This is a genomic window from Arthrobacter sp. NicSoilB4 (genome assembly GCF_019977335.1).
Classification (GTDB): domain Bacteria; phylum Actinomycetota; class Actinomycetes; order Actinomycetales; family Micrococcaceae; genus Arthrobacter.
Genome location: NZ_AP024653.1, coordinates 1,639,780 through 1,663,934, shown reverse-complemented (window position 1 = coordinate 1,663,934; position 24,155 = coordinate 1,639,780). Strand labels below are relative to the sequence as shown.

Here is a 24,155-nt window from a genome sequence, read left to right as displayed (position 1 = left end):
GGTCAGATGCGGCAGGCGTGGATGGTGCTGACCAGGATGGCGCGGGCGCCCAGGTCGTACAGCTCGTCCATGATCCGGTTGGTCTGCCGCTTGGGCACCATCGAGCGGACGGCAACCCAGTCCGAGTCGCGCAGCGGGGAGACCGTGGGCGATTCCAGGCCGGGCGTGAGGGCCGCGGCTTCTTCCACGAGTTCCTTGCGGATGTCGTAGTCCATCATGACGTACTGCCGCGCCACGAGGACGCCCTGCAGCCGGCGGATCAGGACCTCGGCGGCCGGGTTCTGCTCGCCCTTGCGGCCGATCAGGACGGCCTCGGAGTTCAGGATGGGCTGGCCGAAGATCTCCATGCCGGCGGCCTTGAGCGTGTTGCCGGTCTCGACGACGTCGGCGATCGCGTCCGCGACGCCGAGGCGCACGGAGGATTCCACGGCGCCGTCGAGGCGGACCACCTTGGCCTTGATGCCACGATCGGCGAGGTAGCCGCGCAGCAGTCCGTCGTAGCTGGTGGCGAGGCGCTTGCCCTCGAGCTCCTCGACCGTGGTGAAGTCGCCCACCGGCCCGGCGAAGCGGAAGGTGGAGGCCGCGAAGCCCAGCGGGAGCAGCTCTTCGGCTTCAACCTCGGCGTCGAGGAGCAGGTCGCGGCCGGTGATGCCGACGTCGAGCGTTCCCTGGCCGACGTAGACGGCGATGTCGCGGGGGCGGAGGAAGAAGAATTCAATGTCGTTGTCCGGGTCCACCATGACCAGCTCGCGGGTATCGCGGCGCTGGCGGTAGCCGGCCTCGGCGAGCATGGCGGAAGCGGCTTCGGACAGGGATCCCTTGTTCGGGACGGCAACTCTCAGCATTGGGGAAGTCTTTCTGGTTAGGAAGAAGTCGGTTCAGGCACAGCGGGCCACGCTATACACCGGATCCGCAGGTCAAGGCCTGCGCGGGTTCCGGCGCGGACGTGGCTAGAGATGCTTGTAGACGTCCTCCAGGCTGAGTCCTTTGGCGAGCATCAGAACCTGCAGGTGATAGAGCAGCTGCGAGATCTCTTCAGCGGCGGCTTCATCGGATTCGTACTCGGCAGCCATCCAGACCTCGGCTGCTTCCTCCACGACTTTCTTGCCGATGCCGTGGACTCCGGAATCCAGTTCGGCGACGGTGCGGGAGCCCTCCGGGCGGACGGCTGCCTTCTCACTCAGTTCTGCGAACAGCGATTCGAAATTCTTCACACCCTCCAGCCTACTTGCTCGCGGGCGGAGGGCGCCTGCCGGGGGCTTGCATGACGGCGGGGATGTGAGTGATTACACAGTGCGCGGGACGGCCGGGCCCGCTTCGGTGCCCGGCCGTACCCATGGCTAGCTGTACTGCTTGAGGGTCACCGCGGTGGCGAGGGCGGCCGTGACGGCCTCGTGGCCCTTGTCTTCGGTGGAACCCGGAAGCCCGGCACGGTCGATGCCCTGCTGTTCCGTGTCACAGGTCAGCACGCCAAAGCCGACGGGGATGCCGGTGCGCACCGAGACCTCGGTCAGGCCCAGTGTGGCCGCCTCGCAGACATACTCGAAGTGCGGGGTTCCGCCGCGGATCACGACGCCGAGTGCCACGACGGCGTCGAAGTGCGGCGCCAGCCGGGCGGCAGCTACGGGGAGCTCGAACGTCCCGGGGACGCGGAGCACTGTCGGCTCGCTGATGCCGGCGTCCTTCGCCGCGCGCAGGGCACCGTCCAGGAGCCCGTCCATGATCTGGGTGTGCCAGCTGGCGGCTACGATGGCCAGTTTCAGCTGGGAGGTTTCCTCGGGCTTGAAGGTGCTGAGGTCAATCTGTGGTGCGCCGTGTCCGCTCATCTGGGAATCCTTGTTCTGCTCAGTCGTGTGCTGTTAAGTCGTGCTAAATCGTGTTCTGCTTCTTGCGCCATGGCGCAGGGTCAGCGCGGCCCGTCCGGGCCGGCTGAACGCGTTTCAGTCCTGTTCGTGGGCGAATCCGAGCGGACCGGAAGCGGGAGCTGCCGGCTCCATGTCCAGGACGAGCCGGTGGTCCATCCGGTCCTTCTTGGTCTGGAGGTACCGGAGGTTCTGCTCGCGGGAGGGCACCTCGGTGGGCACCATCTCCACGACACGGACGCCTGCCTGGGCGAGCCGGTCCTGCTTGTCCGGGTTGTTGCTCAGCAGACGGATCTCGGAAAGTCCCATGTCCGCGAGGATCTGCGCTGCGGCCTTGTAGCAGCGGGCATCTACGGGAAGGCCCAGCTGTTCGTTGGCCTCCACGGTGTCGAAGCCGGCCTCCTGCAGGGCGTAGGCCTTCATCTTGTTCGCCAGGCCGATCCCCCGGCCCTCCTGGCCACGCAGGTAAAGCAGGGTCCCGCCGAACTCGTTGATCAGTTCGAGGGCGTAGGCCAGCTGCTCGCCGCAGTCGCAGCGGTAGGAGCCGAACACATCCCCGGTGAGGCATTCCGAGTGGAGGCGGACCAGCGGCGGCGTGCCGTCTACCGGCGGCAGCGGTGAGCTGACCGCCAGGTGCTCGGCGCCGGTGGCCAGGTCGGTCCAGGCCTGCGCCACGAAGTCACCGAAGGCGGTGGGCAACTGCACGATCGGGCCGCCGCTGACCGGATGCGGTTGGCGTCCGGCCGCCAGCTGGTCTTGTGCTTCAGACGTCGTCATCTTTTCTCCTCCATCACGCGGGGTCCGCTGCGTGGCCGGCGGGCTGCCCGGCCTCAAGGTAAGCCACCAGGTCGGCAATCGAGATCAGCGGGCAGCCATGCTCCACCGCGAAGCCACGAAGTCCGTCCAGCCGCATCATCTCTCCGTTGTCGTACACCACTTCTGCGATCACGCCCACGGGTTCGACCCCGGCCAGCTGGCACAGTTCCACGGCCGCTTCGGTGTGGCCGGGGCGTTCCCGCACTCCACCCTTAACGGCGCGAAGCGGAAAAACATGCCCGGGCCGGGTCAGCGCTGCCGGCTGGCTCGCGGGATCGGCCAGGATCCGGGCCGTCAGGGCGCGGTCCGTGGCGGAGATTCCGGTGCTGACGCCCACTGCGGCGTCGCAGGACACCGTGTAGGCGGTGCCCTTGGCGTCCTCGTTGATTTCGACCATCGGCGGCAGGGCGAGGGCGTCGGCACGGCCGCCGTCGAGCGGTACGCAGATGACTCCGGAGCTGTACCGGATGGTCCAGCCCATCAGGGCCGGGGTGGCGTGCTGCGCGGCGAAGATGATGTCGCCCTCGTTTTCGCGGTCCTCGTTGTCGACCACCAGGACGGGACGGCCGGCGGCGATGGCGCGGATGGCATCTTCAATCAGGTCGAGACCGGCCGGCGGGGCGGGCGCAAGCTCCGCGGGCAGGGCGGCATCGGCGGCGTCAGTGAGGAGGGGCCGGGCAGTGATGTCCTTGACGTTGTTCACGCTGTTGCCCCCTCTGCGTGTACTGCTGCTTCCCCGGCTGCCGCGCCGGATGCCGTACCGGAAAACGCGAGCAGGCGCTCAGTGTACTTCGCCAGGACGTCGACTTCGAGGTTCACATGGCCGCCGACAGCTTTGGCGCCCAGGCCGGTGTCGGCCAGCGTGGTGGGGATCAGCCCCACTTCAAACCACGGCGCGGGGTCATGGGCCGGGCTCACGGCGGTCACCGTCAGCGAAACGCCGTCGACCGCGATGGAGCCTTTCTCCGCGATGTAGCGGGCCAGCCCGGCGGGAACACCGAAGCGGAGCCGGTCCCAGTTGCCCAGCGCCTCGCGCTCAAGCAGCTGCCCGACGCCGTCGACGTGGCCCTGGACAACGTGGCCGTCGAGCCGGCCGCCGGCCGGAACGCAACGCTCCAGGTTGACCGGGTCCCCGGCAGCGAGTTCGCCGATGGTGCTGCGGGTGAGGGTCTCGCCCATAACGTCGACGCTGAAGTCCTTGCCGTCGATCTCCGTGGCCGTGAGGCAGACGCCGTTGACGGCGATGGAGCCGCCGAGGGCCAGTCCGCCCGTGCTGGCGGGGGCATGGAGCCGGACGGTGGCGCTGATGTCGCCGTTGCGCTCAACGGACAACACCTTCCCCTGCTCGGCGATTATTCCGGTGAACATCAGATGCCTCCTGCGGCGGTGTCCGCGCTGGCGCGGAGCGGGGTTGAAGCGGATGAAGTGCTTGTCAGGGCGGGGTGCAAATGCAGCCGCAGGTCGCGGCCGAGCTGCTGGACCGCCCCGCCCGACGCCGGGTCCCACTCCCAGCGCTGGGAGTCGGCCAGGGTGGTGATGCCGAGGTCCTCCAGCGCCGGGGTTCCGGAGCCGAGAAGGGTCGGGGCGAGGTAGACGATGAGCTCGTCGACGAGACCGGCGGCGAGGAAGGCGCTGAGGATCCGGGAGCCGCCCTCGACCATGAGGTGCCGGACGCCGGCGGAGAACAACTCCTGCAGCGCCTCCTGCGGGTCGCGGGTGGGCAGGTGGAGGACCTTGCCGTCGTCGCCGTTGATCGCTGCACCCTCGGGGATCCCCCGGTAGCCCATCACGACGCGCAACGGCTGGCTGCCGGCCGGTTCGCCGTCGGCACCGCGGGCGGTAAGGCGCGGATTGTCGACCAGGACCGTCTGGGTGCCGACGAGGATCGCGTCGATCCGGCCGCGCAGGGCGTGGTTGTCGGCGAGCGATTCCGGGCTGGAGATCCACTGGCTGGTGCCGTCGCTGGCGGCGATGCGGCTGTCCAGAGTCTGGGCGATGTGCAGGGTGACGAAGGGCCGCGAGGCCGCGACGGCCTCGAACCAGCGCCGGTTCAGCTCGAGCGAGGCGTCGGCGCCGAGCCCCGAACGGACGCGGACGCCGGCTTGGCGCAGTGTGGAGGCGCCGCCGGCGGCGGGGTCGTGCGGATCGTCGATCGCATAAACGACGTCCGCGATGCCGGCCTCGATGATTGCCTGGGCGCAGGGTCCGGTGCGTCCGCAGTGGTTGCAGGGCTCCAGCGTGACCACCATGGTGGTGCCCCTGAGGTCCAGTCCGGCGGCGGTGGCCTGGTCAATTGCGTCGGCCTCCGCGTGGGAGGTGCCGGCCCCGCGGTGGTAGCCTGTGACCAGCTGGGTGCCGTCGGGAGCGATCACGACCGCGCCAACCAGCGGGTTCGCTCCCCGCGGCCCCTGGAGGGCCGCTGCGAGGGCGGCCTCCATGGCGGTGGCCTCGGCTGCGCTGAAACCGGCTTCGGGGGGACCTGTGACCACTAAGGCCGCGGCGTCGTCCGTCGCTTCGTTTGTCATGTGCTTGACGCTCATCAACCTGCCACCGGGCCTTCGAGGACCGGAGTGGTGGTGAAGAGCCATCGCAGAGAGTGCATGTGTTTGTCGTTCCTTCCCTCAAAAGCCGCGATGGCTCCGGGGGTATACGACAGCGAACTTCCGCGGCGCCACAGGGCTCCGCAGTAACAGCTGTACGTGCTTCTCTCATCCAGACTTTAACTGTCGGTACCGGAGTTCCACCGGTTCAACCGTCTGCCGGCATTCTTCCCGAGGGAAGCGCCGGCTCGCGGGTCGCGGACTATAACCGCCGGTTCGGACTTACACCGACCCCGGAGCACGTATGTGTCTTGCTATTCTGGCACAACTGCCCGGCAGCTTTAGCTATTCCCGCAGGCTTGATGTTACGGCGTGCGTCATTTTCGCGGTGGTGCGCCGGCCGGCCGACGGCGGCTGCCCCGGGTAACGACCCGCCGGCGCTCAGTCAGCGCTGGCCGGCGGCGCGGAGCCGCTCGATGGCCTCGGCCGGATCGTCGGCACCGTAGACGGCGGAACCGGCCACGAAGACGTTGGCGCCGGCGTCCGCGGCGCGCCAGATGTTGTCCGCGGTGATGCCGCCGTCGACCTGCAGCGACACATCCAGGCCGGACGCATCGATGGCTGCGCGGGCCCGGCGGATCTTGGGCAGCGTAAGGTCCAGGAATTCCTGGCCGCCAAAGCCCGGCTCCACCGTCATGATCAGGAGCATGTCGATCTCACCGAGCATGTCCAGGAAGGGCTCCACACCGCTGCCCGGACGGAGCGCCAGCCCCGCCTTGGCGCCGCGCGCCCGCAGCTCCCGGGCGAGTTTGATCGGCGCAATCGAGGCCTCGGCGTGGAACGTCACGGAGGCGACCCCGGCGTCGGCATAGGCCGGAGCCCAGCGGTCGGCGTGCTCGATCATGAGGTGTGCATCCAGCGGCACCGGGCTGATCTCCTGCAGGCGGGCAACGACCGGCAACCCCAGCGACAGGTTCGGCACGAAGTGGTTGTCCATGACGTCCACGTGGACCGCATCGGCGTTGCTGATTCTTTGCAGTTCGGCTTCGAGGTTGGCGAAGTCGGCGGAGAGAATGCTCGGGTTGATACAGCACTTGGCCATGTGAAGATCCTTGTCGTTCTGCTGAGGTGTCCTGTTGAAGGCGCGGGCTTCCAGTGCCCCAGTATTCCCTGTTGGTCAGGCCTTTTTGTGGATGAGCGCCAGGAACATGGCGTCCGTGCGGTGCACATGCGGCCAGAGCTGGGCGGTGAGCTCGTGTCCGGCGTCGAGGTGGCCGGTGAGGCTGACGCTGTCCAGCGCCGCGCCGGCGTCGAGCAGTTCGAGGTCGTCGCGTTTGCGCATCACGTCGCTTACGACGGCGGTTGTCTCCGCCGGGTGCGGGGAGCACGTCACGTAGGCCACGACGCCGCCGGGCTTTACGGCTGCCAGCGCGGACTTGAGCAGCTCGCGCTGCAGCGGGCCCAGGTCCGTCAGGTCCTTGGGGGTCCGGCGCCAGCGCGATTCCGGGCGGCGGCGCAGGGCGCCGAGTCCCGTGCAGGGAGCGTCGACCAGGACGCGGTCGAAGCTCTCCGGCATCTCCGTGCCGACCTCGCGGCCGTCGCCGGTCCGAACATGCCAGACCTCGTGCGGCACGGCGGCGAGAGCCTGCCGGACCAGTTTGGCACGGTGCGGCGCCGGTTCGTTGGCCAGCAGAGTGGCACCTTGCTCCCGGGCGAGGGCGCCAAGCAGGGCAGCTTTGCCGCCTGGGCCGGCGCACATGTCCAGCCAGCGTTCGGGCTTTTTGGTAGCGGGGCCGCCGTCGGCTCCGGTCCCGCTGGCGCTGCCCCCGAGATCGACGGCGGCCATGGCGCGGGCCACGAGCTGCGAACCGACGTCCTGGACGCGGGTGGTGCCTTCGCGGACGGATGCGAGCCGGCCCAGGTCACCGCCGCTGGAGAGCGCCGATCCTTCGACGAGTTCGCCAGGCGTGGCGCCGCCTTCGAGGGCCTCGTCCAGGCTGCCGAGCCCGGGGAGTGCCACGAGGTTGACCACGGGTGCGGCATTGTCCGCTTCCAGGAGGTCACTGATCTCGCTGACGGGACGCCCGTGGGCCACGAGGGACTGCCGGAGCGCACGCACAATCCACTCCGGGTGGGCATAGCGGATGGCGGCCTTTTTCGTTTCGTCCGTCTCTTCGCTGAGCAGCAGGTCCAGCCACTCCTCGATGGTGCGGGCTGAGACTTTCCGCAGCACGGCGTTGATGAGGGCGGACGGGCCGGCGCCAATCACGGCGCGGGCAAGACCAACCGTCTGGTCCAGCGCGGCGTGGGCGGGGACGCGCATCGCCAGCAGCTGGTGGGCGCCGATCCGGAGGGCGTCGAGGATGGCCGGGTCCAGCTGGTCCAGCGGCCGGTCCACGCACCGGGCCAGGATCGCGTCGTAGGTGCCCTGGCCGCGGAGTGCGCCGTAGCTCAGTTCCGTGGCGAAGCCGGCGTCGCGCTTGTCCAGGTTGTGGTGCCGGATCCGGGCGGGCAGCACGAGGTTGGCGTAGGCGTCCTCGGAGGCGACGGCGCGCAGCACTTCGAAGGCAACGAGCCGGGGAGGATCGGCCCGGCGGGTGCGCTGGGACGGCGCGTTCTCGGTGAAGCCGCGCTGCGGGCCGCGGTTGCGTTCGCGGCCCTGCGCGTTCCGCTGGCTGCCGTCCCGGCCGCGGCCGCCTTGTCCGGCTTGTCCGCTTTGCCCGCCTTGTCCGGCTTGTCCGGCTTGTCCGGCGCCGCGCTGGCCGCCTGATCCGCCGCGCTGGGGGCCGTTGCCGCGGCCGCTGCCGCTCCCGGACTCGCTCATTCCAATACCACGCTTTCAAGTGTTGCTTGTCCGCGCGCCCAGTCAGCGGCGGTCATCATTTTCTTGCCCGAAGGCTGGATCCGGGTGAGTTCCACCGGGTGGGACCCGGTTCCCACGAGTACGCTCTTGCCGTCGAGCGCGAGCTGTCCCGGCTGCAGGGCCGGTCCCCCGGGCCGCAATGTCACCGGTTCGAGCTTGATCCGCTGGCCGTCGAGAGTGGTCCAGGCGCCTGGCTCGGGAGTGACTCCGCGCGCCCGCCGGCCGATCGCCAGGGCGGGCTGCTTCCAGTCGAGCCGGCCGTCCTCGAGGGTGAGTTTGGGGGCCAGGCTGACCTCGCCCTGCTGCGGCACTGCGGCGGCCTGGCCGGCGTCGACGGCTGACAGCGTTTGGGTCAGCAGCACGGCGCCGCTGTGGGACAGCCGGTCGAGGAGCGCCCCGGCGGTGTCGTCCGGGCGGACGGCTTCGGTCAGGGTGCCGAACACGGGGCCGGTGTCCAGCCCTTCCTCAAGGAGGAAGGTGACGGCACCAGTGACGTCGTCGCCGGCCATGAGGGACCGCTGCACGGGCGCCGCGCCGCGCCAGGCAGGCAAAAGGGAGAAGTGCAGGTTGATCCAGCCGTGCCGGGGAAGGTCCAGGGCCGGCCGCGGAATGAGCCCGCCGTAGGCCACGATGGCGGCAACGTCCGGCGCGGCGGCCGCGATCTGCTCCGTCACCGCGGCGTCGACCTTGGCGGCGTGGATGATCTTGATGCCCAGTTCGGCGGCCCGGGCGGCAACGGGCGACGGCGTCAGCACGCGTTTGCGACCCAGCGGCGCGTCCGGGCGGGTGAGGACGGCGACGACGTCGAATCCTGCCGCGACCAGGGCGTCCAGTGACGGCACTGCCACGGCGGGTGTGCCTGCGAAGAGAACCCTCACTGGGAGTTACCGAAGGAGCCGAAGCTGCCCGAACCTGCGGTGCCGGAGCCAAAGCTGCTGCCCACCGTCTTGGCGCGCTTCGCCGTCGTCTGCTCGGTGATGGAGTCGTAGTTGGCGTTCCGGATGGCGCGCAGCGCCGCCTTGCGGTCCTCGCCTTCCAGCCGGTCGGTGAAGAGGATGCCGTCCAGGTGGTCGGTTTCGTGCTGGAAGGCCCGGGCCAGCATGCCTTCGCCCTCCACGGTCACGGGGTTGCCGTGCAGGTCCACGCCGGTGACGCGGGTGTGCCGGTGCCGGCGGACCGGGAAGCCGAGGCCGGGGATGGAGAGGCAGCCTTCGACCTCGTCGGGCTGGAAGTCCTCGCTGTTTTCCAGCACGGGGTTGATGATGTGTCCCTCGACGCCGCGGATGCGGTAGGTGAAAACCCGCTGGCTGACGCCGACCTGGGGTGCGGCCAAGCCTGCCCCGTCGACGTCCTCCATGGTTTCGGTCATGTCGGCAACAAGCTTCGCCAGCTCAGGCCCGAATTCCGTCACGGGATCTGCAACTGTGCGCAGCACAGGATCGCCGATGATGCGGATATTCAAAATGGCCATGTGCAATCTGTCCTTACGGTGGGCGGCGGCGGGATCCAGTCCAGTTTAGTTGCACTCCGGGCCTGGGCCGGGACGGGTCGGGGAATTGGGGGCGGGCGCGGGTGCGGGCGGCGGCGTTGGAGCGTGCGGGGCGCGGGTGGGTGCGGGGTGGGGTGGGTGTGAGGGTGCAGGGTACGGCTCGGCCAGCCGGCGGGTACCGGTCAGTGTGCGGCGGGGGGTGAGGGTGCGGGCGCGGCACTAATGCAAGGGTTGCTTTTCGAACCCAAAAGCCGACGCCGTTGTGCCCTGCAAAAATGTCGTAGCCCGTCACTAGTCTGGATTTATGGAAGCCGTCAGGGATTTCATTAGCGTCGAGGACTCGGGCCGGGGGCAACGCACCGGCAGGGCACGCCGGTGCGGGCCGCGTTGAGGAATTGCACTCCGCGGACGCTCCGGTCAGCACGGACAGTTTGAGCGGCGCCCTGGCGTTGCTGCGGGATGCGGGTTCGACGGCGGCCGGGGATTCGGCGTTGATGGGGTTCCGGGAGGCGGCGGATTTCGCCGGCACGGTCGAGGAGTTCTCACGGATCGCGGAGTACCTGCAGCTGGTGGCGGCCGGTGCCGTGGACCGGACCAGGACCCAGGCCGCTGCCACGGCCACGAAGGCCGGCACGGGCTGGACCACGGGCTGGCGCGATGACACCAGCTACGGGCTCCCCGCCACGCCGGATGATGTTTTCGGGGCTGTGGGCACGGCCTCCGCCTCGGCAGCCGTGGCGGGGTCCGCGGCGGATTCAGGTGCCGCGGCGGTGGATGACGGGTACCGGAACACCACGGAGTTCCTGCGGGCGCGGCTGCGGATCAGCGCCGCCGAGGCCCGCCGCCGGCTCTCCCTCGCCGGGAGCCTCCTGCCGCGGCAGGGATTCGCCGGGGAACCCCTGCCTGCCGTGCATGGGGACCTCGGGGCCGCCGTCGCCGCCGGCGAGGTCCCGTCCCGGTCCGCGACCATCATCACCCTGGCCCTGGACCGCGTCCGGCACGTCTGCGACGCGGACGCCGCCGACCGGCTGGAGCACGCCCTGACCCGCACCGCGGCCGAGAACGACCCGGACGTCCTCTCCCGCGTGGCCCGGAACTGGATTGACGCGCTGGACCAGGACGGCGCCGAGCCCTCCGAGGAACTCCTGCGCCAGCTCCAGGGCGCCTTCATCCGCAAACCCCGCCACGGACTCCAGCACCTGGAAATCTTCGCCACCGCCGAACAGTTCGAACACCTCCTCACCGTCATGAACACCGCCACCAACCCCCGCACCAGCACGTCAGTACAGGCAGGGAACCCCTCCGGCGGCCCGGAAGCCGAAATAGACAGTGCAGCAACGGCCCGCGCCGCAGCGGCCACCGGAGAAGCCGCAGAGGAGTCCGCCAGCGGGAACCCCGTGTGGGCCGATGCCAACGCCGGTGTGGACGTCCCGCTGGACCTGCGTTCGCGCCCGCAGAAACTCCTCGACGGCCTCGTCGGCGCCAGCAAAGTAGCCCTCGCCGCCGGCACCCTGCCCGCAGCCGGAGGGCTCCGCCCCCAAGTCATGGTCACCATCGACTACCGCGACCTCCTCGCCCGGCTCTCCAGCACCGACGACCAAGCCGCCCGCGGCGCAACGACGGCGCACACCGGCAACTTGCTCTTCACCGGCCCCGTCACCGCCTCCACCGCCCGGAAGATCGCCTGCGACGCGGACATCATCCCCATCCTCCTGGGCGGCGACGGCCGGATCCTGGACATCGGCCGAGCTTCCCGGGTCTTCCCGCCGCACATCCGCAAAGCCCTCACCGCCCGCGACCAGGGCTGCACCTTCCCCGGCTGCACCATCCCCGCCCCGTGGTGCGAAGCCCACCACATCACCTACTGGTCCCGCGGCGGAACCACAGGCACAGAGAACGGAACCCTGCTCTGTTCACACCACCACCACCTGATCCACAAAGAACAATGGATCATCCAGCTCCGCAGCGGCATCCCCTGGTTCATCCCGCCACCACACATCGACCCACACCAAAAACCCCGACGAAATTACTACTTCCACCCCACAGACCTTGGCACCGCAGCCTGACCCCTGCATTTGGTCCACGCCGAGCCGGAGCCGCTCGCCTCTATCCACCCGCGCACTCACCGAACGACGCCGGAGAGCTCCTCAACGCCAACTGACTCCGGCCACACCTCCCTCGGGCGCGGACGCAAATGCAGCAGGCAGCCTCAGGCGAGGTGCCCGTCACGGGAATGGGCGTTCACCCGTCGCTGGAACGGGCAGGAACCCGTCGCTGGTCCTGGCGGGAACTCGTCACTGGTCCGGGCAGGCACGGTGCACGGGAACGGCAGGCCGTGGATTGTCGGTTCCCGACGACGCCGAGAGGACGCGGAAGTCATCTAGGCGGGTCATCGGGATCCCGCTCCGGAACGTGACACGACGAGACGAGACGCGACGCGCCACTACCCGACTACGGTGGCCACAGTGACGCTGAGACGGTGCTAACGCGGCAGAACCAGCGCTACTATCGGCCGACGTCGGGTCTATCGGGCGATGGGCGGCGGTGCGAGCGGCAGCAGCGCCGTTCCGGCGGCTGTGGTGTCGGCCGACATTTCCCAGACGCGTCGCAGGGCGCAGAACTTCCACCAGTGATGCTTAAGTACATCCGGGTTGGCGCGCAGGGGGCGGACTTCCGTCTGGCCAACCGCAACCGCCAGCAGAATCGGGGATTCGCCGTGCTGCCAGGCCTCCCACTCCCCCGCAACCGGGTCCACGAGGCTTTCCTCGGCCTTCATTCCGGCCACGAGTTGCATGACCACTTTGTCATCCAGCGGCTTCACGGTGCCGTCGCGGCTGGTGCCCTTGGTCTTGTAGTCGATCAGGCAAGTCCGGCCGTTGATCTTGGCGACCAGATCCAAGGTGCCGGCGTAACCGACGGTCTTGTTCCACACAGTGATTTCAGGGGCGATCGGCTCAACCTGGAAGAGCTCCCACCACTCGTCGAAGCGGGCCGCGAAGGCTTCTTCACCGTTTGCGGCGAGTGCTTCGCGGGTCTCCTTCATCTCGTGCGGACGGCCCAGGGCACGCAAGGCAACCTGCTCGCAGTAGTTGTGCACCCTGTCCCCGCGCTTCGCCGCGTCGTCGCGGTAGGTCTCCGCCGCCTTCGCCGCCCGGCTTACCGCCTGCCGCACCTTGGCCGGGCTGCCCAGGATGCCGGGCAGTGTCGGATCCTGCGCGAGGCTGTTGGCGCCCATGTAGCCAAACCAGCCGTCCAGGCCGTGGGGCTGCTGGCCGATCACGGTGGTGATGGACGGGACGGAGAACTGTTCCGAAGTGGAGCGGGCGTACATCCGGCCGTAGTCCGTGGCGTGGGCAAGAAGAGGGGCGGTCATGGCAAAACTCTTTCACGGGGCTCTGACAGTGGGAAAACAGCAAGCCCACTGCACTAACAACAATGGTCCGCCCCGCTCGGTGAGCGGAACGGACCATTCTTTGGGTGGGCGATACTGGGTTCGAACCAGTGACCTCTTCGGTGTGAACGAAGCGCGCTACCACTGCGCCAATCGCCCCAATGCCATTGAATGCTAGCCCACCTCGGCGGAATTTAGAAATCGGAGCACCGCGACACTCCAGGGATCCCGAATGCGTCCTTCGCGGAGACACCAAGGAACCCCGGCGGACCACCCCGGCCGCAGCAACGGCGCCCGGAAAAAGCCAGCTAATTACAAGGCTGTAATTAGCAAGAACCCCTAGAACTCAAGGATGCGGCGGCCCCGGCGCCCGCCGTCGTCGTCTCGATTTGTAAGTTCCCTGAACCTCCTATAGAGTTCTTACTCGTTGGAACGCGAGGAAATGCCGATTGCGGCGGGGAATTGCAGACAATAATGCGGACGTAGCTCAGCTGGTAGAGCACCACCTTGCCAAGGTGGATGTCGCGAGTTCGAATCTCGTCGTCCGCTCGCAGGACACTGTCACGGTATTGTTCTTCGGAATGCTATCTACACGGTGGGTTGGCCGAGAGGCGAGGCAGCGGCCTGCAAAGCCGTATACACGGGTTCGAATCCCGTACCCACCTCGGTGAAAACCCTGGTTTCCGGTCTAGGTCGGATGCAAGGGGCGATTGGCGCAGCGGTAGCGCGCTTCCCTGACACGGAAGAGGTCACTGGTTCGATCCCAGTATCGCCCACCAGAGCAAGGCAACTTGCTTGATGCAGTACCACCGGCCCAGCCGGCATGGACTAAATGCGGACGTAGCTCAGCTGGTAGAGCACCACCTTGCCAAGGTGGATGTCGCGAGTTCGAATCTCGTCGTCCGCTCTCTTCATTACAACTCCACTCCGGATCCTTCCGGTTGCGGGCGATTGGCGCAGCGGTAGCGCGCTTCCCTGACACGGAAGAGGTCACTGGTTCGATCCCAGTATCGCCCACCACAAGAGCAGCTCCCCGGAGCTGCTCTTTTTTGTGTGCGGCTCGCCTGGGCAGCCCGGGTCCTTCTCCCCTGTTCCACCGCAGCGAATTCTTTTATCCTGTGGGCGGACACCCTTGGCACCCCCGCCACCTCCGGCTAGGGTAGAAATCGCAAGGAGCGATCTGGCTCCGCGATCGAAGGGAGGTGCCCGTGGGATTACTTGACGATCTAAAGGGCAAGGCTCAGCAAGTAATTGGTGGCAACGAACAAGCCATCAAGGACGGCATCGAAAAGGCCGGCGATTTCGTCGACACCAAGACCGGCGGAAAGCACGCCGACAAGATCGATGCTGTGCAGCGCGGCGCTTCCGACTTCGTGGACAAGGCGAACGACCGGCCCAACGAGGCCCCCGTCGCCGAACAGCCTCCCGTAGCCGGCCAGCCCCCCGTTGCCGGGGAACCCCGCCAGCCGGGCCTCTGACCCAGATACGTCAGCGAGGTGTCGGTCCCGCCGAGAGGCGGCGCCGGCACCTCCGGCGTTTAACGCCGGAAACGGCTTAACGCCACAACGCGGGGCCACTTCGAGCCCATCCGTTACGTCAGGATGGGCTGGAAGTGACCCCGCGTTGCTGTTGGAGGCGGAGTGGTACGTCCCTAGGAGGGTTCGTGGTTCTGGCCCTCGCGGGCCAGGGCGGTGAGCCTCGAGACGGCGCGGAAGTACTTTTTCATGTACCCGCCGGTCATCATTTCCTCGGTGAAGAGCTGGTCGAACGGCACGCCGCTGGCCAGGATCGGCACGTCCTTGTCGTAAAGCCGGTCCGCGAGCACCACGAAGCGCAGTGCGACGGCCTGTTCGGTAATGGTGTGGACGTTCTTCCAGACGACGCCCTCGATGCCGTCGAGCAGCTGGCGGTAACGGCTGGGGTGAACGCCGGCCAGGTGATCGATCAGCGTGCTGAACTCATCGCGCGCCACCGTCTTGCCATGGAACTCATTCTGCATGTGGTGCGTCAGCTGCTCGTTAGGCAGCGGCTGAGGAGCCGCGGGCAGGCCGCGGTGGCGGAAGTCCTCGCCGTCGATCCGGACGACGTCGAACTGGTCCGCCAGCACCTGGATTTCCCGGGCGAAGTCGACGGCGGCAAAGCGGCCGTCGCCCAGGGAGCCCGGCAGGGTGTTGGACGTGGCCGCAAGCTTGACGCCGGCGTCGGCCAGCTCGCGCATGAGCCGGGACATCAGCACAGTGTCGCCCGGATCGTCGAGCTCGAATTCGTCGATGCAGACCAGCTTGTAGTGGCTCAGCGCTTCGACGGTCTTGCGGAAGGACAGCGCCCCGACGAGGTTGGTGTATTCGACGAAGGTGCCGAAGGCCTTGGGCCCGGGCGCCGCGTGCCAAAGCGAGGCGAGCAGGTGGGTCTTGCCGACGCCGAAGCCGCCGTCGAGGTAGATCCCGGCCCGGGATGTGTCCTTCTTGCCGAAGAGGCGCTTGAAGAGCCCATCGCCGTCGCGCGCTCCGACGTTGGCCGCGAATCCCTCCAATGCCCGGACCGCGGAGGCCTGGCTGGGCTGGGACGGATCCGGCCGGTAGCTGGAAAACGAAACCTCACCGAAGCGCGGCGACGGATAAAACCCGTTGAGGAGTTCATCCACTGAAACTGCCGGGGTGCGGGCGGCGAGCTGTTCGATCTGTACCAAGGTGGTCCGTTCTGCTGGTCTCTTGTCCCCAGAAAGAATACCGGCAATGCACGGTCTCCCCGACGGGACGTATGGTCGGGCGGCGTGCACGGGGGACTTCACGTGACGAAGGCCATATTTCCGAGTGTGAACGCGGTGGAGTAATCCCGGCGGGGCGTGGCTAGTGTTGGAGAAGGCCCGGCGCCGCGTTCGATCCTTCCATGGCCCGGCCTCCTGACCGTTTCAGTGAAAGGCCATTCCAATGCCCTACCCCGTTGAGCAGAACGAGAAGTTCGCCGCCTACGCCCACCCCGAGCGGCTCGTATCCACCGAGTGGCTGGCCGCCGCGATCGAATCCGGAGCGCTCCAGGACGGCAAGCTCGTGGTGGTGGAGTCCGACGAGGACGTGCTGCTCTACGAGACCGGCCACATCCCCGGAGCCGTGAAGATCGACTGGCACACCGACCTGAACGACGAGGTCACCCGCGACTACGTGGACGGCGAAGCGTTCGCCGCCCTCGCCGCTGCCAAAGGGATCTCCCGTGACAGCACGGTAGTCATCTACGGCGACAAATCCAACTGGTGGGCCGCCTACGCCCTTTGGGTCTTCGAGCTCTTCGGCCACGAGGACGTCCGGCTGCTCGACGGCGGCCGGGACAAGTGGATCGCCGAAGGCCGCGCTACCACCACGGACCGCACGGTCGCCACGCCCGGTGACTACCCCGTCGTCGAACGCAACGACGCCCCGATCCGCGCCTTCAAGGACGATGTCCTTGCCCACTTCGGCAAGCCGCTGATCGACGTCCGCTCCGCAGAGGAGTACACGGGCCAGCGAACGCACATGCCCGCCTACCCCGAGGAAGGAGCCCTCCGCGGCGGCCACATCCCCACCGCAGCCTCCATCCCGTGGGCCCGGGCGGCCGCCGGGGACGGCACCTACCGGACCCGCCCCGAACTTGAGGCGCTCTACCTGGGCGAGGCCGGGCTGAAGGAAGGCGACGACGTCGTGGCGTACTGCCGCATCGGCGAGCGGTCCAGCCACACATGGTTCGCGCTCAAGTACCTGCTGGGCTTCGAGACGGTCCGCAACTACGACGGTTCCTGGACCGAATGGGGCAACGCCGTCCGCGTTCCGATCGTCAAGGGCGCCGAACGCGGCACGGTGCCGGCCGCCAAGTAGCCGTGTGCGCGTGCCCCGACAAGGACACAATCGCCGCGCGTGCGTAAGCTGGAAGTGATGAATACTTCTGCCCTCCCCACCGCATTGGCGGAAATTGTTGACGATTTCCAGGCCGTCACCGAGCCCGAACGGCTTCAGTTGCTGCTCGAGTTCTCCCGCGAACTCCCGGAACTCCCGGACCGGCTCAAGGACCACCCGGAGCTGATGGAGCAGGTGGTCGAGTGCCAGTCGCCGCTGTTCCTGACGATTGAAACGGAAAAGTCCGACGGCGGCGCGGCCGAAAGCGTCCGGCTCTTCTTCAAGGCGCCCCCGGAGGCCCCCACGACCCGGGGTTTCGCGGGCGTGCTGCACGAGGGCCTCGACGGGTTGAGCCGGGCGGAGATACTGGCGGTGCCGGACGATATGCCGGAGCTGCTCGGCCTCACCCGGGCCATCACTCCGCTGCGGATGCGCGGGATGACCGCGATGCTGGGCCGGATCAAGCGCAAGGTTGCCGCGCTCCCCCAGCAGTCCTGACCGGTACTGGTCACTCAGGCACCGGTCACTCAGGCACCCGTTACTCAGGCACCCGGATACCGAACATAATGGCACGCAAGCAGGCGTCACAGGGAACCCCGGCCACCGCAGCACTGGCGGCCGCCGGGGTTCCCTTCGTCGCCCACCCCTACAGCCATGACCCGTCGGCCGCCAGCTACGGGCTCGAAGCGGCCAAGGTGCTCGGCGTCGACCCGGAACGGGTGTTTAAAACGCTGATGGTCGACGTCGACGGCCGGCTCGCCGTCGGCGTCGTACCCGTGAGCGGGAACCTGGACCTCAAAGCAATGGCTGCCGCGCTGGGCGGCAAGAAGGCGGCGATGGCGGATCCGGCAGCGGCCGAGCGCCGCACAGGCTATGTGCTGGGCGGCATCTCGCCGCTGGGCCAGCGGCAGCCCTCCCCCACCGTGGTGGATGACAGCGCCCTGGCCCTTGACACGATCCTGGTGTCGGGCGGGCGCCGCGGCCTCGACATCGAGCTGAGCCCGGCCGAACTGATCCGCCTCACCGGGGCGCACACGGCACGGATCGGCACCCGCCGGAGCTAGCCGCGCTCCGCCCCCGGGAGTACCCGGCGGACGCATCGAGTGTGCAGCACACGGCAATGTTCTCGCGGAACACTGGCGTGAAGTGTCAACTCGACGGGGCTGGCGCCTCGGGATTGGACGCCTCGGGATTGTTCTGGCCCGGGTTCGGGCGGGGCGCGAGCTGCTGCCCCAGCCAGGCCTCGACCAGGCGCTCCCAGCGCTCCGGATCCACGTTCCACTCCTTGGTGTGCCGGGCCCGGTCGAAGGTCTCAAAAGTGACCATCTCCGGGTTCTTCTCGGCCAGGACCGCGGACGGGCCGTAGGGGACGTATTCGTCGTCGACGCTGTGGATGATCAGCGTGGGCGTCCGCAACTCCACGGCGCGGGAAACCCAGTCCATCGCCTTCAGGTCCACCGGCGCCGCGAGTCCGGTGAGCCGCCGGCCCAGCTTGTGGCTCATCATCAGCTGCCCGTACCTGCCCACCGCGGACGGGATCCGGTTGAGCTCGGCGTGGTGTGCCAGCACGTTGACCCAGTTGATGACCGGGGCGTCCAGCACCATGGCCCGGATCAGGGGGTGGTAGCGGGACAGGTCGGCGGTCTGAAGGCAGATGGCACCGCCCATGGACCAGCCGAAAAGGACCACTTCACGGGCACCATGCTCCAGGGCAAACTCGATGGCCGACTCCACGTCGCGCCACTCGGTGGAGCCAAGGCCGTAGCGGCCGTCCTGCGCCGACGGCGCCAGGCCGTCATTGCGGTACGTGATCAGCAGGCTGGACATGCCCAGTTCCCGGGCGGTCCGGACCGCCCGCAGGCACTCCTGCCGGCTCGCGCCGCGCCCGTGCACCATGATGGCCCAGACGCCCGACTCCTGCGGGGCCCGGACGAGCCACGCCGGAGCGGTTCCGCCCTCGACGTCGATGTCCACGTCTTCCGACGGCAGGCCGATGTGGGCCGGGTCCGGGTGTGTGGCTCCGCTCCAGTACCCGCGGCGCGCCGCGCTGAGGTCGCCGCTGTAGACGGCTTCCACCTCGCGCTGCACCGTACGCTCGGCGGGCGAGTAGGAGACGATCCGGCCGATCCGGGCGTGGCCCCGGCCGCCGTCGAAGAAGAAACCGTAGGTACCCTCGACCGTGGCATCGGGCGTCGCCGCGAGGATCACCTGCAACCCGTGATCGCCCCGGATCACCGCAAGCACTTCCTGGTCCTCCTCCCGGACCCGGGCGGGGGTGATCACGCGGCGGGCGAAATAGAGCGCAAGGGCGGAGGAACCGGCGGCCAGCAGGCCCGCCGCGGCGCTGCCGCCGATGATGCCGCCCAAAGCCCATTTGGCGCTGCCCGGGACGGAAACGTCGGCGGCAGAGTCGGCGACGGCGCGGGCGACTTTCCCGCGTGCGGCGGAGATCGGCTGCGGGTCCGGCAGGAGGCGTAGGGAGGAAGCCATGGCACCATTCTTACCGAACTCCGCGCCGGGAGTGGCATTTAGGGGCGCCCGGGACCGCCGCCGGCGGGTCCCTTGGCCGGGGACCTTGCTCCGGAACCGCCGTTCAGTGCGTGCAAACTGCCCCGCGGGGACAGCCCGTGCCCCAATCGGCCGGGACCCAATCCGTCATGCCCCAATCCGTGCGGGCGCACCGGCGCCCGACTAGGCTGGGGGCATGAGTGATCCAATCGTCATTTTGACAGAAGAGCCCCTCGGCGCGGACGACCGCGTCAACATCGAAACCCTCATTGCCGGCGGTGATACACCGCTGGTGGTCCTGGTTCCGGCCAGCACAGAGCGGCATCTCCTGGTGGATTTCCTGGAGAACCTGTCCCTGCTGGAAATCTCCAAGGCCTTCCGTGAACTGACGGCACACTCCGATCCTGCCGGCGAACGCGCCGAGGCCGCCGAAACACTCGCAGCGTCGCTGGCTGCACTCGCCGGCCTCGGCAGTGGCGTGACCGGCGAAATCGTCGAGGGCAAGGCCGTCGACGGAATGGTAGCCAGGGTCAGGGAACTCGGCGCGGGGCAGGCCGTCGTGATCACCCGCCCGCACGCCGTCGCGGACACCTTCCACACGGACTGGGCCACCAAGGCCCAGGACAAGCTGGGCCTTCCGGTCCTGCATCTCTACGCCGGATCGGGATTTATCGGGGACTCCTGAGCGTTATTCAGGCTATGAGCATCTTCAGTAACAAGCCCAAAGTCCCGCCCGTCGCCGACCCCGCCGGGACCACGCCCGACAGTGCCGGCGGGCAGGCCGAAAACCAGCCCGTTGAAAAGTCCGACGCGCAGTGGCGAGAGGAACTGACGCCGGAGGAGTACCGGGTGCTCCGCCAGGCCGGGACCGAGCGGCCCTATACCGGGGAGTACTGGGACACGCACACCACTGGCGTCTATCAGTGCCGCGCCTGCGGCACGGAGCTGTTCACAAGCCAGGAGAAGTTTGACTCGCACTGCGGCTGGCCCTCCTTCTGGGCCCCGCTCGCGGAAGGCACGGTCCGGTACATCCACGACCGCACGCTGGGCATGGAACGGGTCGAGGTCCGCTGTGCCACGTGTGATTCCCACCTTGGCCATGTGTTCGAGGGCGAAGGCTACGGAACGCCGACCGACCAGCGCTTCTGCATCAATTCCGTGTCCCTGAAGCTGGTCCCTGCGGGCGACGCCGGACAGTAGCCCCGTGGCTGCCCATTGCCGGCCCACCAGGCAGGGCAGCCACGCCGCCACTGGAGCTGGCATGGCCTGCGAGGGCCACTTGCCACAGACTTTCTTATGCTCGGGTCGTTTTTGCATTAGCGATTCTTTTTGCTTGCTACGCTCGATTCAGACACTGAAGAGCGACGCTCCCAGTCAAAAGAAAGGCGCCTGCTGACGATGACCACCACCGCTATCACCTCCACTGCCCCGATCTCGGCCACCGCCCCGGAGTGGCTCCAGCTCAAGGCGGCCGCCACCGCCCTGCAGGCGCTCCAGGTCCAGGACGGCTCCGTCCCCGAGGCTTCCAACCATGAGGCGGCCAGCGCGTATGTCCGCACCATGGCGGCGGCCATCCAGGCCCTGGCGCCGGCCTTCCCGCACGACGCCGACTACCTCACCCTCCTCGTCGCCGACTTCGGCCGCTGGGCCGACGGCGGCTTCGGCGTGCCGGACTTCCTCGACTCCCTGCAGGCTTTCCAGCCGCAGCAGCACCGCGTGAACGGCCTGCAGCACCTGGTCGTCTTCCCGATGTACACGCAGAACGGCAGCAGCAACCGCCTTGTTGAGGCTGTGCTGATCGAAGTCATCTGGCCCGAGTTCGTTGGCGGCCTGGAAGAGGGCGAATACTCCAACAAGCTCTTCGTCCCGATCCGCTTCCTGGACTTCACCCCGGGCTACAACACCAACTCCGCGGTCCTCTTCCCCGAGACCGTCGCAGTCCGCGAGACTCCGACGTTCACCTGGGGCGCCATCTTCGCCGACCGCGAGGCCGCCCGCTTCCGCCGCGTGCTCCGGGCCGCCGCGGACATCACCTCCCTGCAGCTTCCCGACGACGCCGCTCAGCTCCTGGAGGACCAGGAGCTGACGCAGGAAACGTTCGTGATGTGGGACCTCATCCACGACCGCACCCACATGCGCGGCGACCTGCCCTTCGACCCGTTCATGATCAAGCAGCGCATGCCGTACTTCCTCTACTCCCTCGAGGAACTGCGCTGCGACCTCACCGCCTTCCGCGAATCCGTGAAGATCGAAAAGGACGAGGAGGCCGATCCGGAGGCCCGCCGGCACGCCAAGCTGGTCCAGTACGCCGTGATTTTCGACCGGATCTTCCGCTTCGCCATCACCGGCAGCCGGGTCCGCAACTACGACGGCCTCGGCGGCCAGCTGCTCTTCGCCTGGATGCACCAGCACCACGTCCTGCACTGGACCGACAGCAAGCTCAGCATCGACTGGGACGAAGCCGCCAACGTTGTGGTTGAACTCGGCGCCAAGATCGAGGAGCTGTACTGGCGCTCGATCGACCGCCCGAAGATGGCCCACTGGCTCGCCGCCTACGAGCTGATCTCAGGGACCGTCACGCCCAACCCGGCCTCCGTCTGGGCCAAGGGTCCCGACGCGCTGCCGCTGGCCGGGCCGCCGCGGGGCCTCACCGACCAGGTGCTCGACGACGAGTTCCCGCTGTCCATGTTCTATGAGGCACTCGAGAAGAAGATGCGCCCCGTCATCGAGTCCACGGCCGGCATCACGGGCACGTCCGGTACGGGCATGGCGGGCACCGCCATGAACGCGGCAATGAACGCCGGATGAGTGCCGGACGCACCCTGAACGTGCTGGTCACGGGCGGCAGCGGCCCTTCGGGGATCGCCGCCGCCCGCGCCCTGCGCAGCGCCGGGCACACCGTCTTCACCGTGGGCTCGGACCGGCCCCGGATCGAGGCGGCCGCCGCAGAGGCCGGCAGCGGCGTCACGCCGCTCGTCTGCGACCTCGCCGACCTCGCAGACGTCCGGTCGCTGCACACCACGGTCCACGCGATGCTGGCCGGATCGGGCGGGGCCGTCGACGGCGTCATCCACCTCGTCGGCGGCTGGCGCGGCGCCAAGGGCATCACGGACCAGAGCGACGAGGACTGGGACTTCCTGCAACGGGGAGCCATCACCACGCTGCGGAACGTGACGCGCGTCTTCTATGACGACCTCGCAAGCTCCGACGCCGGCCGCTTCGCGATGGTCTCCTCCACCGCCGTGAGCACACCGACCGCGGGCGGCGCCAGCTACGTCGCCGCCAAGGCCGCCGCCGAAGCCTGGACCCTGGCCGTCGCCGACGGATTCCGGAAAGCGCAGTCGGGCCGCAAGGAAGACCCCACCGAACAGCGCAGCGCTGCGGTGATCTTCGTCGTGAAGGCCCTCGTGGACGCCGCCATGCGGGCGAAGTCCCCGGAGCGCACCTTCCCCGGCTTCACCGACGTCGAGGACCTGGCCGCTTCCGCCGTCGGGCTGTTCACCTCCCCCGCGGCGGAACTGAACGGCCGGCGGCTGCTGCTGGTCCCCGATCCGAAACGCTGATCCGAAAACCCCCGGGCACCAGAACGGGACTTAGCCGTTGGGCCCCGGACCTCTTTAGACTGAAAGCGTGAGCAAATCAATGACAAGCACAGTTGAAACCGCCCCTGCCAGCACGGCAGCGCGGCTCCACGATCCCTCCGTCCGCGGCTTTGCATCGGACAACTACTCCGGCGTCCACCCCGAGGTGCTGGCGGCCTTGGCCGCGGCCAACGAGGGCCACCAGGTCTCGTACGGTGAGGACGACTACACCGCCCGGCTGCAGCAGCTGATGGAGGAGCACTTCGGGACGGGCATCGAGTGCTTCCCGGTCTTCAACGGCACCGGCGCCAACGTGCTCTCGCTGCAGTCCCTGCTGCCGCGCTGGGGAGCCGTCATTTGCGCCTCCACCGCCCACATCAACATGGACGAAAACGGCGCCCCGGAGCGGATCGGCGGCATCAAGCTGCTGCAGGTCCCGACCCCGGACGGCAAGCTCACCCCCGCCCTGATCGACCAGGAGGCGTGGGGCTGGGGCGACGAGCACCGTGCCCAGCCGCTGGCCGTGTCCATCACCCAGACCACCGAACTCGGCACCTGCTACACGCCGGAGGAAGTCCGGGCCATCGCGGAACATGTCCACTCCAAGGGCATGAAGCTGCACATGGACGGCGCCCGGCTGGCCAACGCCGCCGCCCACCTGGGTGTGCCCTTGCGGGCCTTCACCCGCGACGCCGGCGTGGACATCCTCTCCTTCGGCGGCACCAAGAACGGCCTGCTCTTCGGAGAGGTCGTGGTCGCCCTGAACCCGGCGGCAGCCCAGGGGCTGATCTACCTGCGCAAGATGAACATGCAGCTGGCCTCGAAGATGCGTTTTATGTCCGCCCAGTTCATCGCCCTGCTCGAGGGTGACCTCTGGCTGCGCTCCGCGTCGCACGCCAACGCGATGGCGTCCCGGCTGCGTGCCGGCGTCGAATCCATCCCCGGCGTCGAACTGAGCCAGAAGACTGAGTCCAACGGCGTGTTCGCCATCCTGCCGGCCGGCGTGGCCGACCGGCTGCGCACGTCCTTCCGCTTCTACGACTGGAACGAGGCGGCCCGCGAGGTCCGCTGGATGTGTTCCTTCGACACCACCGAGGATGACGTTGATTCCTTCATCGCTGCCATCAAGCACGAGCTCGCAGCCGGCTGATCCAGGCGGCGTGCGCGCCGCCGCTGCCCGGCCGGGCGAAAGCCGGACGGGGCGGCGGCGGCGAGCCTGCCGGGCTGGAGGGCGCCCCT

24 protein-coding genes, 6 tRNA genes and 1 riboswitch are annotated in these 24,155 nt (G+C 68.2%); of the genes, 15 read left to right on the top strand and 15 right to left on the bottom strand.

Annotated features, from left to right (window positions below):
* Positions 1 to 2: 2 nt before the first annotated feature.
* From hisG to def, 11 genes are all read right to left on the bottom strand, one after another.
* The gene (gene hisG, locus LDO13_RS07450) at positions 3 to 845 is read right to left on the bottom strand and encodes an ATP phosphoribosyltransferase (protein WP_224049357.1); all 843 of its coding nucleotides are present in this window, start codon (positions 843 to 845) and stop codon (positions 3 to 5) included.
* A 105-nt stretch (positions 846 to 950) separates the two neighbouring features.
* On the bottom strand, positions 951 to 1,214 hold the full coding sequence (locus LDO13_RS07445) for a phosphoribosyl-ATP diphosphatase (protein ID WP_024367461.1): 264 nt from the start codon (positions 1,212 to 1,214) through the stop codon (positions 951 to 953).
* A 126-nt stretch (positions 1,215 to 1,340) separates the two neighbouring features.
* Positions 1,341 to 1,826, bottom strand: a complete 486-nt coding sequence (ribH, locus tag LDO13_RS07440) for a 6,7-dimethyl-8-ribityllumazine synthase (RefSeq protein ID WP_224049356.1) — start codon at positions 1,824 to 1,826, stop codon at positions 1,341 to 1,343.
* A 114-nt stretch (positions 1,827 to 1,940) separates the two neighbouring features.
* Positions 1,941 to 2,639, bottom strand: a complete 699-nt coding sequence (ribA, locus tag LDO13_RS07435; RefSeq protein ID WP_224049355.1) for a GTP cyclohydrolase II — start codon at positions 2,637 to 2,639, stop codon at positions 1,941 to 1,943.
* A gap of 13 nt (positions 2,640 to 2,652) precedes the next feature.
* Positions 2,653 to 3,321, bottom strand: a complete 669-nt coding sequence (ribB, locus tag LDO13_RS07430; RefSeq protein WP_224049718.1) for a 3,4-dihydroxy-2-butanone-4-phosphate synthase — start codon at positions 3,319 to 3,321, stop codon at positions 2,653 to 2,655.
* 56 nt (positions 3,322 to 3,377) lie between these two features.
* Complete coding sequence (locus LDO13_RS07425; protein WP_224049354.1) at positions 3,378 to 4,046, bottom strand: riboflavin synthase; 669 nt, start codon at positions 4,044 to 4,046, stop codon at positions 3,378 to 3,380.
* Complete coding sequence (gene ribD / locus LDO13_RS07420; protein WP_224049717.1) at positions 4,046 to 5,116, bottom strand: bifunctional diaminohydroxyphosphoribosylaminopyrimidine deaminase/5-amino-6-(5-phosphoribosylamino)uracil reductase RibD; 1,071 nt, start codon at positions 5,114 to 5,116, stop codon at positions 4,046 to 4,048. Before ribD ends, LDO13_RS07425 begins: the two co-directional genes overlap by 1 nt.
* A gap of 257 nt (positions 5,117 to 5,373) precedes the next feature.
* Positions 5,374 to 5,524, bottom strand: a riboswitch (FMN riboswitch).
* Positions 5,525 to 5,663: 139 nt separating this feature from the next.
* A complete protein-coding gene (gene rpe / locus LDO13_RS07415) occupies positions 5,664 to 6,320 on the bottom strand; it encodes a ribulose-phosphate 3-epimerase (protein WP_224049353.1) in 657 nt (218 codons plus the stop codon).
* Positions 6,321 to 6,395: 75 nt separating this feature from the next.
* Positions 6,396 to 8,042 carry a transcription antitermination factor NusB gene (locus tag LDO13_RS07410; RefSeq protein ID WP_224049352.1) on the bottom strand — a complete coding sequence of 549 codons (1,647 nt, stop codon included), beginning with the start codon at positions 8,040 to 8,042 and terminating at the stop codon, positions 6,396 to 6,398.
* The gene (gene fmt, locus LDO13_RS07405; protein ID WP_224049351.1) at positions 8,039 to 8,959 is read right to left on the bottom strand and encodes a methionyl-tRNA formyltransferase; all 921 of its coding nucleotides are present in this window, start codon (positions 8,957 to 8,959) and stop codon (positions 8,039 to 8,041) included. The genes LDO13_RS07410 and fmt overlap by 4 nt, the downstream gene beginning before the upstream one ends.
* The gene (gene def, locus LDO13_RS07400; RefSeq protein WP_224049350.1) at positions 8,956 to 9,552 is read right to left on the bottom strand and encodes a peptide deformylase; all 597 of its coding nucleotides are present in this window, start codon (positions 9,550 to 9,552) and stop codon (positions 8,956 to 8,958) included. The genes fmt and def overlap by 4 nt, the downstream gene beginning before the upstream one ends.
* A 449-nt stretch (positions 9,553 to 10,001) precedes the next feature.
* Here def and LDO13_RS07395 point away from each other — a divergent pair, with 449 nt between their 5' ends.
* Complete coding sequence (locus tag LDO13_RS07395) at positions 10,002 to 11,636, top strand: HNH endonuclease signature motif containing protein (RefSeq protein WP_224049349.1); 1,635 nt, start codon at positions 10,002 to 10,004, stop codon at positions 11,634 to 11,636.
* A 458-nt stretch (positions 11,637 to 12,094) separates the two neighbouring features.
* On the opposite strand, the gene LDO13_RS07390 is transcribed toward LDO13_RS07395, so the two are convergent.
* Positions 12,095 to 12,943 (bottom strand): cytochrome, encoded by an 849-nt coding sequence (locus tag LDO13_RS07390; protein WP_224049348.1) that lies wholly within the window; start codon positions 12,941 to 12,943, stop codon positions 12,095 to 12,097.
* Positions 12,944 to 13,048: 105 nt separating this feature from the next.
* Positions 13,049 to 13,120: transfer RNA gene (locus LDO13_RS07385), tRNA-Val, on the bottom strand.
* A gap of 317 nt (positions 13,121 to 13,437) precedes the next feature.
* Here LDO13_RS07385 and LDO13_RS07380 point away from each other — a divergent pair.
* The 6 genes from LDO13_RS07380 (at position 13,438) to LDO13_RS07355 (ending at position 14,439) form a co-directional block, all read left to right on the top strand.
* Positions 13,438 to 13,510 (top strand) — tRNA-Gly (locus LDO13_RS07380).
* A 45-nt stretch (positions 13,511 to 13,555) separates the two neighbouring features.
* Positions 13,556 to 13,626 (top strand) — tRNA-Cys (locus tag LDO13_RS07375).
* Between the two features lie 39 nt (positions 13,627 to 13,665).
* Positions 13,666 to 13,740: transfer RNA gene (locus LDO13_RS07370), tRNA-Val, on the top strand.
* A 55-nt stretch (positions 13,741 to 13,795) separates the two neighbouring features.
* Positions 13,796 to 13,868, top strand: a tRNA-Gly gene (locus LDO13_RS07365).
* Positions 13,869 to 13,906: 38 nt separating this feature from the next.
* A tRNA-Val gene (locus tag LDO13_RS07360) sits at positions 13,907 to 13,981 on the top strand.
* 188 nt (positions 13,982 to 14,169) lie between these two features.
* The gene (locus tag LDO13_RS07355) at positions 14,170 to 14,439 is read left to right on the top strand and encodes an antitoxin (RefSeq protein WP_224049347.1); all 270 of its coding nucleotides are present in this window, start codon (positions 14,170 to 14,172) and stop codon (positions 14,437 to 14,439) included.
* A gap of 173 nt (positions 14,440 to 14,612) precedes the next feature.
* Here the strand turns inward: LDO13_RS07355 and zapE are convergent, their stop codons facing one another.
* Complete coding sequence (gene zapE / locus LDO13_RS07350; RefSeq protein ID WP_224049346.1) at positions 14,613 to 15,650, bottom strand: cell division protein ZapE; 1,038 nt, start codon at positions 15,648 to 15,650, stop codon at positions 14,613 to 14,615.
* A gap of 241 nt (positions 15,651 to 15,891) precedes the next feature.
* Between zapE and LDO13_RS07345 the strand changes: the two genes are divergently transcribed.
* The 3 genes from LDO13_RS07345 (at position 15,892) to ybaK (ending at position 17,891) form a co-directional block, all read left to right on the top strand.
* Positions 15,892 to 16,809 (top strand): sulfurtransferase, encoded by a 918-nt coding sequence (locus tag LDO13_RS07345; RefSeq protein WP_224049345.1) that lies wholly within the window; start codon positions 15,892 to 15,894, stop codon positions 16,807 to 16,809.
* A gap of 57 nt (positions 16,810 to 16,866) precedes the next feature.
* A complete protein-coding gene (locus LDO13_RS07340) occupies positions 16,867 to 17,325 on the top strand; it encodes a SufE family protein (protein ID WP_224049344.1) in 459 nt (152 codons plus the stop codon).
* Between the two features lie 68 nt (positions 17,326 to 17,393).
* Positions 17,394 to 17,891, top strand: a complete 498-nt coding sequence (gene ybaK / locus LDO13_RS07335; RefSeq protein ID WP_224049343.1) for a Cys-tRNA(Pro) deacylase — start codon at positions 17,394 to 17,396, stop codon at positions 17,889 to 17,891.
* An 85-nt stretch (positions 17,892 to 17,976) separates the two neighbouring features.
* On the opposite strand, the gene LDO13_RS07330 is transcribed toward ybaK, so the two are convergent.
* The gene (locus tag LDO13_RS07330; RefSeq protein ID WP_224049342.1) at positions 17,977 to 19,317 is read right to left on the bottom strand and encodes an alpha/beta fold hydrolase; all 1,341 of its coding nucleotides are present in this window, start codon (positions 19,315 to 19,317) and stop codon (positions 17,977 to 17,979) included.
* Between the two features lie 214 nt (positions 19,318 to 19,531).
* On the opposite strand from LDO13_RS07330, the gene LDO13_RS07325 reads away from it, so the two are divergent.
* From LDO13_RS07325 to LDO13_RS07305, 5 genes are all read left to right on the top strand, one after another.
* The gene (locus LDO13_RS07325; protein WP_224049341.1) at positions 19,532 to 20,020 is read left to right on the top strand and encodes a hypothetical protein; all 489 of its coding nucleotides are present in this window, start codon (positions 19,532 to 19,534) and stop codon (positions 20,018 to 20,020) included.
* Positions 20,021 to 20,034: 14 nt separating this feature from the next.
* Complete coding sequence (msrB, locus tag LDO13_RS07320; protein ID WP_224049340.1) at positions 20,035 to 20,535, top strand: peptide-methionine (R)-S-oxide reductase MsrB; 501 nt, start codon at positions 20,035 to 20,037, stop codon at positions 20,533 to 20,535.
* A 198-nt stretch (positions 20,536 to 20,733) separates the two neighbouring features.
* Positions 20,734 to 22,143, top strand: a complete 1,410-nt coding sequence (locus LDO13_RS07315) for a DUF6421 family protein (RefSeq protein WP_224049339.1) — start codon at positions 20,734 to 20,736, stop codon at positions 22,141 to 22,143.
* Entirely contained in the window at positions 22,140 to 22,898 is a 759-nt protein-coding gene (locus LDO13_RS07310) for an SDR family oxidoreductase (RefSeq protein WP_224049338.1), read from the top strand. The genes LDO13_RS07315 and LDO13_RS07310 overlap by 4 nt, the downstream gene beginning before the upstream one ends.
* Positions 22,899 to 22,977: 79 nt before the next feature.
* Entirely contained in the window at positions 22,978 to 24,066 is a 1,089-nt protein-coding gene (locus LDO13_RS07305) for a low specificity L-threonine aldolase (RefSeq protein WP_224049716.1), read from the top strand.
* Positions 24,067 to 24,155: the final 89 nt, after the last annotated feature.

Excerpts from the sequence above, each read along its gene's own strand:
- hisG (WP_224049357.1), bottom strand. The coding sequence starts at position 845 with ATGCTGAGAGTTGCCGTCCCGAACAAGGGATCCCTGTCCGAAGCCGCT.
- ribH (WP_224049356.1), bottom strand. The coding sequence starts at position 1,826 with ATGAGCGGACACGGCGCACCACAGATTGACCTCAGCACCTTCAAGCCC.
- ribA (WP_224049355.1), bottom strand. The coding sequence starts at position 2,639 with ATGACGACGTCTGAAGCACAAGACCAGCTGGCGGCCGGACGCCAACCG.
- LDO13_RS07425 (WP_224049354.1), bottom strand. The coding sequence starts at position 4,046 with ATGTTCACCGGAATAATCGCCGAGCAGGGGAAGGTGTTGTCCGTTGAG.
- ribD (WP_224049717.1), bottom strand. The coding sequence starts at position 5,116 with ATGGAGGCCGCCCTCGCAGCGGCCCTCCAGGGGCCGCGGGGAGCGAAC.
- rpe (WP_224049353.1), bottom strand. The coding sequence starts at position 6,320 with ATGGCCAAGTGCTGTATCAACCCGAGCATTCTCTCCGCCGACTTCGCC.
- LDO13_RS07410 (WP_224049352.1), bottom strand. The coding sequence starts at position 8,042 with ATGAGCGAGTCCGGGAGCGGCAGCGGCCGCGGCAACGGCCCCCAGCGC.
- def (WP_224049350.1), bottom strand. The coding sequence starts at position 9,552 with ATGGCCATTTTGAATATCCGCATCATCGGCGATCCTGTGCTGCGCACA.
- LDO13_RS07390 (WP_224049348.1), bottom strand. The coding sequence starts at position 12,943 with ATGACCGCCCCTCTTCTTGCCCACGCCACGGACTACGGCCGGATGTAC.
- LDO13_RS07345 (WP_224049345.1), top strand. The coding sequence starts at position 15,892 with ATGCCCTACCCCGTTGAGCAGAACGAGAAGTTCGCCGCCTACGCCCAC.
- LDO13_RS07340 (WP_224049344.1), top strand. The coding sequence starts at position 16,867 with ATGAATACTTCTGCCCTCCCCACCGCATTGGCGGAAATTGTTGACGAT.
- ybaK (WP_224049343.1), top strand. The coding sequence starts at position 17,394 with ATGGCACGCAAGCAGGCGTCACAGGGAACCCCGGCCACCGCAGCACTG.
- LDO13_RS07330 (WP_224049342.1), bottom strand. The coding sequence starts at position 19,317 with ATGGCTTCCTCCCTACGCCTCCTGCCGGACCCGCAGCCGATCTCCGCC.
- LDO13_RS07325 (WP_224049341.1), top strand. The coding sequence starts at position 19,532 with ATGAGTGATCCAATCGTCATTTTGACAGAAGAGCCCCTCGGCGCGGAC.
- msrB (WP_224049340.1), top strand. The coding sequence starts at position 20,035 with ATGAGCATCTTCAGTAACAAGCCCAAAGTCCCGCCCGTCGCCGACCCC.
- LDO13_RS07315 (WP_224049339.1), top strand. The coding sequence starts at position 20,734 with ATGACCACCACCGCTATCACCTCCACTGCCCCGATCTCGGCCACCGCC.
- LDO13_RS07310 (WP_224049338.1), top strand. The coding sequence starts at position 22,140 with ATGAGTGCCGGACGCACCCTGAACGTGCTGGTCACGGGCGGCAGCGGC.
- LDO13_RS07305 (WP_224049716.1), top strand. The coding sequence starts at position 22,978 with ATGACAAGCACAGTTGAAACCGCCCCTGCCAGCACGGCAGCGCGGCTC.